Origin of the sequence: Bradyrhizobium sp. CCBAU 53415, from assembly GCF_028128735.1 — a bacterium.
GTDB lineage: Bacteria > Pseudomonadota > Alphaproteobacteria > Rhizobiales > Xanthobacteraceae > Bradyrhizobium.
Genome location: NZ_LBJF01000017.1, coordinates 154,917 through 165,034 on the forward strand (window position 1 = coordinate 154,917; position 10,118 = coordinate 165,034).

General features: G+C 64.9%; 11 protein-coding genes. 6 read left to right on the forward strand and 5 right to left on the reverse strand.

Annotated elements, in window-relative coordinates:
- Positions 1-18: 18 nt before the first annotated feature.
- Both XH87_RS10515 and XH87_RS10520 read right to left on the reverse strand, forming a co-directional pair.
- Positions 19-321 carry a hypothetical protein gene (locus XH87_RS10515; protein ID WP_028136298.1) on the reverse strand — a complete coding sequence of 101 codons (303 nt, stop codon included), beginning with the start codon at positions 319-321 and terminating at the stop codon, positions 19-21.
- Positions 322-430: 109 nt separating this feature from the next.
- Complete coding sequence (locus XH87_RS10520; protein ID WP_271587210.1) at positions 431-658, reverse strand: hypothetical protein; 228 nt, start codon at positions 656-658, stop codon at positions 431-433.
- A gap of 400 nt (positions 659-1,058) precedes the next feature.
- On the opposite strand from XH87_RS10520, the gene XH87_RS10525 reads away from it, so the two are divergent.
- The gene (locus XH87_RS10525) at positions 1,059-2,144 is read left to right on the forward strand and encodes an AI-2E family transporter (RefSeq protein WP_158671622.1); all 1,086 of its coding nucleotides are present in this window, start codon (positions 1,059-1,061) and stop codon (positions 2,142-2,144) included.
- Positions 2,145-2,290: 146 nt separating this feature from the next.
- The gene (locus XH87_RS10530) at positions 2,291-2,683 is read left to right on the forward strand and encodes an NUDIX hydrolase (protein WP_193374102.1); all 393 of its coding nucleotides are present in this window, start codon (positions 2,291-2,293) and stop codon (positions 2,681-2,683) included.
- A 168-nt stretch (positions 2,684-2,851) separates the two neighbouring features.
- On the opposite strand, the gene XH87_RS10535 is transcribed toward XH87_RS10530, so the two are convergent.
- Positions 2,852-3,091 carry a hypothetical protein gene (locus XH87_RS10535; RefSeq protein ID WP_271587211.1) on the reverse strand — a complete coding sequence of 80 codons (240 nt, stop codon included), beginning with the start codon at positions 3,089-3,091 and terminating at the stop codon, positions 2,852-2,854.
- 748 nt (positions 3,092-3,839) lie between these two features.
- Between XH87_RS10535 and XH87_RS10540 the strand changes: the two genes are divergently transcribed.
- Both XH87_RS10540 and XH87_RS10545 read left to right on the forward strand, forming a co-directional pair.
- Positions 3,840-6,947, forward strand: coding sequence for a DEAD/DEAH box helicase (locus XH87_RS10540; RefSeq protein WP_271587219.1), 3,108 nt, complete (start codon positions 3,840-3,842; stop codon positions 6,945-6,947).
- A 364-nt stretch (positions 6,948-7,311) separates the two neighbouring features.
- Entirely contained in the window at positions 7,312-7,980 is a 669-nt protein-coding gene (locus XH87_RS10545) for a hypothetical protein (RefSeq protein WP_271587212.1), read from the forward strand.
- Positions 7,981-8,095: 115 nt separating this feature from the next.
- Here XH87_RS10545 and XH87_RS10550 read toward each other — a convergent pair whose 3' ends face one another.
- Entirely contained in the window at positions 8,096-8,380 is a 285-nt protein-coding gene (locus tag XH87_RS10550; RefSeq protein WP_271587213.1) for a hypothetical protein, read from the reverse strand.
- Positions 8,381-8,419: 39 nt separating this feature from the next.
- Here XH87_RS10550 and XH87_RS10555 point away from each other — a divergent pair, with 39 nt between their 5' ends.
- Positions 8,420-8,878, forward strand: coding sequence for a hypothetical protein (locus XH87_RS10555; protein ID WP_271587214.1), 459 nt, complete (start codon positions 8,420-8,422; stop codon positions 8,876-8,878).
- 446 nt (positions 8,879-9,324) lie between these two features.
- On the opposite strand, the gene XH87_RS10560 is transcribed toward XH87_RS10555, so the two are convergent.
- On the reverse strand, positions 9,325-9,540 hold the full coding sequence (locus XH87_RS10560) for a hypothetical protein (RefSeq protein WP_271587215.1): 216 nt from the start codon (positions 9,538-9,540) through the stop codon (positions 9,325-9,327).
- Positions 9,541-9,593: 53 nt separating this feature from the next.
- Here XH87_RS10560 and XH87_RS10565 point away from each other — a divergent pair, with 53 nt between their 5' ends.
- Complete coding sequence (locus tag XH87_RS10565) at positions 9,594-10,070, forward strand: hypothetical protein (RefSeq protein WP_271587216.1); 477 nt, start codon at positions 9,594-9,596, stop codon at positions 10,068-10,070.
- Positions 10,071-10,118: the final 48 nt, after the last annotated feature.

Genomic DNA, 10,118 nt, shown 5'->3' on the forward strand with positions numbered 1-10,118 from the left:
GTACCGGCGCGCTATCGCTCAGTCGCGCCGGCCGCCGTCAATCACCGTGAATAGCGGCCGCGCCGGGGTCGGCTCGACCAGCAGTTCCTCCACCAGTGCGGTGGCCGCATCGACATATTTGCGTGTCGGCTTGTCGAGAGGGCGCCTGGCCTCGTCGTCGAGCGCGACTTTCGCGGCCTCGACCAGCTTGCGCATGCGTGCCGCATGGTCGTCACCCGCCGTCAGCGTCGCGCGCGCCAGCGAGCGCAGCACGAACAGCTCGCCCTCGAGGCGGAGCAGACGGTCGTTGAGCCTGGTGAGGACGGCGTTGAGGTCGGCCATGATCGGGTTCGACGCGGAGGATCGGTCCTGATCTAGCGGCGACCGGTGAACGGAGTCCAAACGGCACCGGTGCAATTCGGTCGATCCCCGGTGCGACGCCGCGGACGGCTTACCACTCGACGCCCGCCCAGCGCTTCCCGAACACGGGCGGCCTCGTCTTCACGGCTTGCCAGCCGAAGAAATGATGCCTGCCGGACCAGGCGTGCACGACGCCGCTGCAGATGCCGCATTTGAAGCTGCCGGTATGGGCTTCGCTGTGCTCCTCTCGGGTCGCGGTGTAGTTCATGCCGCAACCCGCACAGGTGAACTCTTCGATCGTCCAGATGCTGTTGGCCATTGCACAGAATGTGTTTCGGTGACCTCCATCCACGATAGTCGCCAGCGTTTGCAGCGGCGTAAACTGGCGCGGGGAAATCCGGTTAACGGGCGTTAGCCAAGCCGGTTGCGGCTTGCCTTGGGCCCGTCCGGAACGGACTTTGTCGCTGATCGCATAAGCATAGCGGCAAAAGCCTGGCGCGGCATCCGGCTGCAGGGAGTATTGGATACCACGATGCATCCCCGCGCGTGCACCGAGCTCTCGGGGAAGGGGCGTCGTCGTCTCGGAATGCGGAATGGCCTGATGGGTTCCTGATCGCGGGCGTGGTCGGTTCCAGTCGTCTTGACGGCGGAAGCGTTGCTGGCAATAACGGCAAGGCCCCGCAAGCGCCGGAAGTTGCGTTCATGCCGCAAGGAAAGCTGTGCCCGTGAAAAGCCTCCGTCAGCTCCTGACGGGAGAGGACGTCATCCAGCTCGTGATCCGGCTTGGCCTGCTCGCCCTGCTGATCATCTGGACCTTCCTGATCATCCGTCCGTTCGTGCCGATTCTGGCCTGGAGCGGCGTGCTCGCGGTGGCGTTCTATCCGGCGTTCAGCTGGGTCGCCAAGATCCTCGGCGGCCGGCCCAAGACCGCAGCAGCGATCCTGACCCTGATCACGCTCGGCATCGTCATTGGTCCGGCGACCTGGCTCGGCATCAGCGCGGTGGACGGCGTGCGCGAGCTGGCTCACCAGCTCGGCACCGGCGACCTCGCGCTGCAGTCAGCGCCGGAGCAGCTCAAATCGTGGCCGCTCGTCGGCCCCTGGCTCTACGAGCTCTGGGACCAGGCCTACAAGAACGTCCGGGCGGTGGTGCGTGAGGTCGCGCCGTATCTCCAGCCGCTGGCAGGCCCGCTGCTCTCGCTCGCGGGCGACGCCGGCGTCGGCACGCTGCAGTTTCTGGTCTCCGTGTTCGTGGCCGGCTTCCTGTTTCCGCACGGGCCGCGGCTGGTCGCGGCCGGCCGCGGCTTCCTGTTTCGCATCGTGCCGGAGCAGAGCGAGCATTTCCTGTCGCTCGCTGGCGCGACCATCCGCGCCGTGGCGCAGGGCGTGATCGGCATCGCGATCGTGCAGGCGCTGCTCGCCGGCATCGGCTTCAAGCTCGCGGCGGTGCCGAGCGCGGGCCTTCTCGCCTTCATCGTGCTGCTGCTCTCGATCGTGCAGATCGGCGCCTTCCTCGTGCTGCTGCCGGTGATCATCTGGATCTGGACCGCCAAGGACGTCACCATCGCGCTGCTGCTCACCGTGTTTCTCGTCCTCGTCGGCTTCATCGACACGATGCTGAAGCCGCTGGTCATGGGGCGCGGCCTGACCACCCCAACCATCGTGATCTTCGTCGGCGTGATCGGCGGCACGCTGGCCCACGGCATCGTCGGATTGTTCATCGGGCCGATCATCCTGTCGGTGGCCTGGGAAATGATGATGGCCTGGATCAGGACGGAAGATCAGGCGGAGGCGGGCAAGGACTGATCTCGCGCCTCGAACGGCGCGGTCCGCCGATCGCGCCGCGCCAGGGCCCGACGCACTGGCGGCCTGTGATCAAGGCGCGCCGCGAACTTGTCTATTTGACTAGACAAGTTACCATTGGATCGATTCTGTTCTCGATGACGGCAGCAATGGCGAAGTCTTCCAAACTGGTTGCCGCCAGGCGCGGCAAGGTATTGTTGGTCAGACGGCGATCGGACGGGCTCTGGATGTTCCCGGGCGGCCGCAAGCGTGCGCGCGAGTCGGAGAAGGACTGCCTGCGGCGGGAGATCAGGGAGGAGCTGCCCAAGCTCAAGCTCGGCAGGATCAGCCTCTGGAAGGAAGTGAAGGCGAGGAACAAGCGCTCCGGCCGCAAGATGAGCGACGCAATCTTCACTACCAAGTCCGCCAAGGGCAGGCTGGCGATCGGCGACAAGAAGGAGATCGACCGCGCCGCCTGGCACAAGCCCCGCGGCATCCGCCTGACGCCCACCTCGCGCTACATCCGCGACCGGCTGTTTCCGAGGAAGCGGCGGCGGAGCTGAGCCAGTCCTGCCGCTCCGCCGATCGCATCCGTCCATCGAGCACCTCGACCGGACCGCCCGCGGCTCTGCAGCGAGCCTGACGACTTCGGCCTTCCGCATCTGCCTTCGGACCTTGCGCGCATTGCGCATCGCGCATCGCGCCAAGACGCCGGTTGGAACAGTCGGCCGTTATCGCTTGGCCGCTATCGTCTCCAGGCAATGATTGAGAAAGGCGGTGCGATCCCTGGGCAGCACCTTCTCGAGATCCGCCTTCAGCGCGCATTCACGCTGGCGCAACTGCTCGGCCCGGCGCTTCTCGGCCGCCTCGCGGTATTCGGGAGCGACCTTGTTGGGATCGACCAGCGTCTGTGCGTGGGCGGGGGCCATCGCAAGCAGCGCGATGGCGCCGATGAAAATGAATGGCTTCAAATGAGCCTCCGTTAAAGGAGGCATCCTAGCGCGCTGCTTGCGCAAGTCCAAAACGGAAGGATGCGGTACCCCGTTCCTGATGGATCGAGCCGACATTGCGCCGACCGCGCCGGCGGACTTCCCGCCCACTTGCTTGGAACGACTCTGCGCGTCGCGCGTAGAGTCTTGGCTCCCGGCCCATCCCCAACCCCCAAAGCCCCTGGGCCGCGAGAAAACCTTCCCCACAAAGGTTGGCGACCTCAGGGCCTTCGCACTGAGGTCGTTTGGCGCAGCGTGTGAACCAGTTCACAAGCGCGCGGCGAAACCGCTGCTATGAAGGCGTCATTGCTCAACCGCTTCATTTTGAACGAGCGCCCCAGCGTGGCTCCAAGCGCTGGGGCTTTTTCGTGCCTGCCACCGTGTAGAGCGCCTCGATCGCATCGACTTTCGCATCGAGAGCACGGGGTTGCATTTCACGCGTCGGAACGGAGCCAGTTCCAACTGCCGGGGCGATCAATGGCGAGACTGCCGGGATCGCGACGGCCTTCCCGGACGTTGCCCACGAGGGGTGCGTTCGCGGGGCAAATCCCATATGCATGGCGGCGAGCTGCCGATTCGGAATGAGGCGGCTCGCATTGAGTTGGCGACGGGTTAAGACCAGAAACGGGTTCAAGTGAGGCTTTCCAAAAAGGCGCGGGTGGCCAAGAAGGCGCCGAAGAAGAGCAAAGGATCGCAGCGCGCCACGATCTCGTCTTCGTCGCCCCTCGGCATGATGGCTCTCCATCTGCTTGCACAATGGAAGCAGTCCGGACGCAGCGGTCTCGTCTTTCTCGCCGAGAACGAGAACAGGGCGGAGCGGCTGGGCAGCGTCATTCACGCGCTCGACCCGTCCTGCGAGGTCCTGGTATTTCCGCGACTGAACACCTTGCCGTTCGATCAGCTGGAGCCATCGCACGAGCTCGCGGGGCGCAGAGCCTCCGTGCTGAGGCGGATCGCAAAATCCAAGAAACCGCTGTTTCTCGTGTCGACGGCAGAAGCGGTGATGGAGCGCCTGCCGCCACCGGCGAGCCTGTCGCGCCTGAGCCTGAGCTTGAAGGTGGGCGGCACGTTCTCCGAGCGGGACCTCGAGACCTGCCTCGAGGCCCTGGGATACGATCTCGACGATGAGCCGGACTATCCGGGCGGAGCGCTGTTCCACGGGCAGACCTTCGAGATATTTCCGGCGGGCGCGCTGGGGCCATTCCGGATCGAGCATTCGGACCGCGCGATCAGACGGATCGTGGCGTTCGATCCGAACGAGCACAGCATCATCTTCGAGACCAGGGAGCTGCTCGTCGATCCCATGTCGGAGCGGCTCGGCCTTGCCGGCAAGCGCGGCAGGCGCGCGAGCCTGTTCGACTATTGCGGTGGCGCCAAATGGATCGCGGACGCCGGGGTGCCGTTGCACGCCGACGCGTGGCTGGGCACGATCGAGGAGGCCGCGCCGCGGGCGGAGCGTGAGCGCGAATATCTCGGACGGCGCGACTGGAAGCGGCTCTCCAAGGGCATGAAGGTGCTGCCGCGGACGGCGTCGTTCCAGCCCATCCCCGAGTTTTCGAAGCTGACATCATCGAGGAAGGCGCTGCGTGCCTTCGTCGAGGAGACACGCCGGGCCGGATCGCGGCTGATGCTCGTCGCCGCGCACGAGGACGATCTGCGCGCGATGGAGCGCATGAGCGGCGTCAAGGCGGAGCGCTGCGAGGACTGGGAGCAGGCGGCGCGGGGACGGGGCGGCGAGGCGGCGCTGTCGGCCGATCTCGATGCCGGCTTCGTGGTGCCTGGGAAGAAGCCTCTGGTCGTGGTGACGGCGTCCGACGTGCTCGGCAGCCGAGCGCATCATCCGCAGCCGATGGCGCGCGCCTGGAGCGCGGCCTTCGACCATGCCGATGTGCCCGAGCAGGGCACGGTGGTCGTCCACCTCCAGCGCGGCCTTGGCGTGCTCGACGGCTTGCAGACCGTCAACACCGGCGGCGGCGCCATGCGGGAGATGATCCGCCTCAAGTTCGCAGGCGACAACGCGGTTCTGGTGCCGCCGCCCGATCTCGCCTTGATGTGGCCCTACGCCGGCGAACTCGGCAAGCTGGCGCTCGACAAGGCGGACGGCAGCACATGGTGGGCGCGCCGCACTTCGGCCGAGCGCGAAATTCAGGTCGCCGGCAAGGTGCTGGCCAGGCACATCAGCCAGCGCCGCCGGCGGCGCGCCGAAAAGCTGGTGCCGCCGGGGTCGGCCTACGAGAAGTTCGTGGCGCGTTTCCCTTACTTCACCACGAGCGATCAAGCCAAGGCGATCAGCGACGTGCTGGACGATCTTGCATCCGGCCATCCGATGGACCGGGTGATTTGTGGTGACGTTGGCTTTGGCAAGACCGAGGTGGCGCTGCGGGCGGCGGCGGCCGTGGTGCTGTCGGGGAAACAGGTGGCGGTCGCGGTGCCGACGACGGTGCTGGCCCGGCAGCACGTCGCGACATTCCAGAAGCGCTTTGCGCCGTTCGGCATCGAGGTCGGCAACCTGTCGCGGGCGACGTCCGGTGCGGAACTGCGGGAGACCAGGGAGGGACTGCGCAGCGGCCGCATCAAGGTCGTGATCGGCACGCAGGCGCTCACCGGCAAGGACGTCAGGTTCGACGATCTCGGCCTCGTCATCATCGACGAGGAGCAGCATTTTGGCGCGGCCGAGAAGGCCAAGCTCGCCGGCCTCGCCAGGAACGTCCACGTGCTGATGATGAGCGCGACGCCGATCCCGCGGACGCTGGCCGCCGGCCTTGCCGGCTTCCGCGACCTCAGCGTGATTGCTTCGCCGCCGGTGCACCGGCTGCCGGTCGCAACAAGGATCGCGCCGCTGTCGGATGCGGCGATTGCCTCGGCGCTGCTGCGCGAGCAGCGCCGCCACGGCCAGAGCTTTCTGATCTGTCCGCGCATCCACGATCTCGATCCGATGCTGGCGCGGGTGCAGGCGGTGGCGCCGGACCTGCGCATCGTCTGTCTGCACGGCAAGCTGCCTGCCGACGAGATCGACGACCGCATGATGAGCTTCGTCGAGGGCGGAGCCGACGTCCTGCTCGCGACCAACATCGTCGAGAGCGGCCTCGACATTCCCCGCGCCAACACCATCGTGGTGTGCTGGCCGGAGAAGTTCGGCCTTGCCCAGCTGCACCAGCTCCGCGGCCGTGTCGGCCGCAGCGGCATCCGCGCCTTCGCCCATCTGTTGACCGAGACGGAATCCGGACAGTCCGCGAAGCGGCTGGCCGCGCTCGAGGAGTTCAGCCGGCCGGGCGCCGGCTTTGCCATCAGCGAGCGCGACCTCGATCTCAGGGGGGCGGGCGACCTGTTCTCGGAGCAGCAGTCCGGCCACGTCCAGGTGTTCGGGCCCGTACTCTACAGCCACCTCCTGAAAATGGCCTCGGAGAAGGCCGATGAGGAGCGCGCCGCGGTGTGGGTGCCCGACCTGAACCTGCCGGTCGGAGACATGCTCCCGGAGACCTATGTGCAGTCCGAGCCGGTGCGGCTCGAGCTCTATGCGCGCGCCGCAAGATGCAATGGCGAGGACGACCTCGAAGACCTCGAGGAAGAGACCTCCCGCCGCTTCGGACCGTTGCCGAAGGTCGCGCGCGACTTCTTCGCCGCAGCCCGGCTCAGGATCGAGTGCAAGCGCAGAGGCATCATCCGGCTCGACGTCGGCCCCGAAGCGGCCGCAGCGACGTTCCTGCCGGGGCGCTTGCGGAAATCGCGGGGAAAGTCACTTCAACGCGACGGCGATCGCGTCGTCTACCACAGCCCGATGCAGGACGCGCCGTTCGAGCGGGTGGAGGAGCTGTTCGAACTGCTGGACGAGGGGTGAGAAGCCAAAAACGCGAAAACAACCCCATGCACAGTAGCCAAGTGCCTCTGCCACAATGCCTTCTTTATCCGGCGCAAAGGCCGGTTGATCCGTCGGGCAAAACAGTGGCATGATGCCAGCTTCGGAAAATCCGTCGGCGCGAAGCGGCTGCTGCGGGGCCGCCTGTTCGACGGTCCAGAGTGAGCCGCTGCCCACGGACCCCGTAATCGGCCGGGGTCGCCGAGGGCGTCCGCCGGAGCGGCCGCTAACGTGGAATTAATCCGAAAAGCCTACAATTTTAGACAGTTGGAGATGGGTGCTGCGTAGAGGAGGCGTCGCGAGGACGTTCCGGCGACGGCTTCCTGTTGCTCGCTCATTGGGGTCAATGCAAATGACCACGACTTTCGAAACGCAAAGCTTCGCCGAAGAACTCGACGCCGTGGCCCTTGCGGCCGCCGCAGCGGGGCACGAACCCGAAGCCCTGGAAGCTCCGGTGCCTGCCAGGCGCTCCGGCCGGAAATCGGTCCTGGCGTTGTCCGTGTGCGCCCTGGCCATCAACGGCGCGGCGGCGATCTATACGCTGCCGTCCGATTTTCCCTCGCTGAATGTCGGCAGCCTGGCTGAACTGCTTCCGCGCCAGCAAGCGCCCGCGCAAAAATCGGATCCGGTCGTCACTGCCTTGAAGGACATTCAGTCGGCCCAGCAGCAGCATGCTGCCCTGCTGAAGGAGAGCAATGACTCAGCTCAGCAGAATGCAGCCCTGCTGCAGCAGGATTCATTGCTGCTCCTGTCCCTGCGACAGAGCATCACGGACGAACGGGTCGATGTGAGGAAGATATCTTCGCAGCTGTCCACGCTGATCGCGAAGGTCGATTCGCTGCAAAATGCGATGATGTCGGACGTCACGTCCTCCATTCGGAGGGCGAATGCTCGCTATGGACTGTCCGCAGCGATGCGCAAACGGATGGCGCGGCAATCGAAACCCGTGGGGCCCGTTTCGGTCGGAGGCGCTCCGCTGAGTGTGCCGGCTGTGGCGTCGGCTCCGGAAAGCTGAAGGCGCATCGAGCGAAGCACTCGGGATGCGTCCGCGCCAAGCGGGCCCGCGCGAACGGGAGCACGGCTTCGCCTGGCTCAGAGCCGCCCCCGTGGAGGGGGTGTCCGGCTGCGGTCTATTGCCGCTCCTCGTACTTGTTGCAGCGACCATCGCCCATTTGCACCCGGTTGAGTTCCTGAAATGGCGGGTCGCAACGCAGGAGCGTGTACGTCTTCGCGGAAGGCGGGGGCACGCGCCAGCAAAGAGTCTGCCCCGCGGGGACCTGATAGGTTTCCCCGCTGCTCGCCAGCGTATAGCTGCACGCAGGGTTGGACGGGTTGGACCCTTTCGTCTGCGCCTCTGCGTTGGCCTGGGTGAGCGAAGCCGCCGCGAGGAGTGCCACCGACAATACACGCATCATTTTCCTTCCTCCGCTCATGTGACCACACGGTGAGTTGGGATGCGGGCGTCGGTGCTGCAAGACGGCTCCGGGGTAGAAATTTCCAGGAAGCACGATAGTTGTGAAGGCCCGACGTGTAACCTTTTTGCTGTCGAGGCTGCACGAGCTCCGGCCGCGGCGATCGAGGACTGGCTTGCACGCAAGAGCCCGCGCTTCTCTCTCCTGCTTGTGAAGGCGCGATCGATTGTGGCGGGCCGATCGGCGCATCAAATACCGGTGGGCGATTGCTCGATTGGAGTTGATGTGATGCGAGCTCTTTTTGCCATGGGTCTGTTGCTCGTCCTGTGCACCTCCGCAAACGCCGCACCGGTGCATCATGCCCGCGCGCGCCATCATGCAGTGGACCGGCCCCGCGCGAACGTGACTCCGCCGGTTCGCTTTGCCGTCCCAGGCTGGAGCGACGAGGCAACGCTGCGCTGGCTGAACAACGCCTCGTCGAACGTCGGCCGAGGCGGATAGCGGCGGAGACGGCGCCGGCGATCGTTTGAATAGCGTCGAAGGGCGAAGCGGCCAGGCGGCCTGCTTCTTCAATCGAGGTGTGGACGCAAACTACGTTGGCTGTGCACTTAACTGGAAGTGGCCATCCGATCCGTGCAACGCACTGTTCCCGATTTAACGTTTTCCCGCGACGTCAACATTAACAAGCGACTTTCGTTGCGCGACAAGAATGGCTTGATACGCTCTGCGCATATCAAACGCAGCGTGTTCAAGATGATCAGATACTCATCCTACGGCACGACGAATTCTTCGAAGCGACCGCCGACGCTCGATTGCAACGATCCGCTTCGTGCCGCATATTGTGAACTGTTGGAGCTTCGTCGGCGCGTCAGGGCCGCTGAAGCGGGCAGGGTGACGCAATCCAGTGCTCGCAGACGCAAGCGGACGAAGAGATATGAGGTGCTCGGCTAAAGCGCCAACTGCGCCAATAGCCGGTCGCGGTCCTGCATTTGCAAGGTCTGTGTGTGCCGCATCGTCTCCTGGATGGCCAAGGTATCTGTCGTGTCGTGGCCATCGCGGTCCAGCTCCGCAAGCAAGGCCTCTTGTCTCGCAAGATGGTTTTCACCGAGCGTAACGTGGCGCTTGGCCATCGCGAGATGCCGCAGGAGCATGTTGCGGTCCATGGTCTCTTGTGCCGCGCGGCGGGACCGGACCCCTGATCTGGATCACCATTCCCTTGATCCAGCACGTAGGATGGGTTGAGCTCTTGCGAAACCCATCGCCGGCAATTCGCTGCTCGCTCTACGGCCCTTTGAGGATTGCTTCAATAATCGCGGATCGCAGTGGCGCGATCGCAACGAGTGATGGGTTTCGCAAGAGCTCAACCCCATCCTACGTGCTGAATGATGCCTACGCCTTGCTTAAGGCCAGCGGCGCAACCGAAATCGAACTTCACATCACCCGCAAGCAATGTGCGCTTCTGTCGTGCAAATATCACAAGGCGCGTGACCGGGCGTCGAATCTATTTCGCGGCATTCAGCCGGTAATCCGCATGCCCCGCTCGCCTGAGGCCGAACATTTTTATCGCGTGGCGCTGTCGAACGCGTTGCTCGATGCCGACAAACGTCGTTCGTCAGCCCTGCGATTGATTGAAGGGCGTCGCTTAACGCGGCGAAAGCGATTTCCAAAGAAGATACGAGCCCAAGAAGATTAGTACCATGGGCATCAGCGGCAAAGGTATCGAGAGCAGGTCCCATGCGCC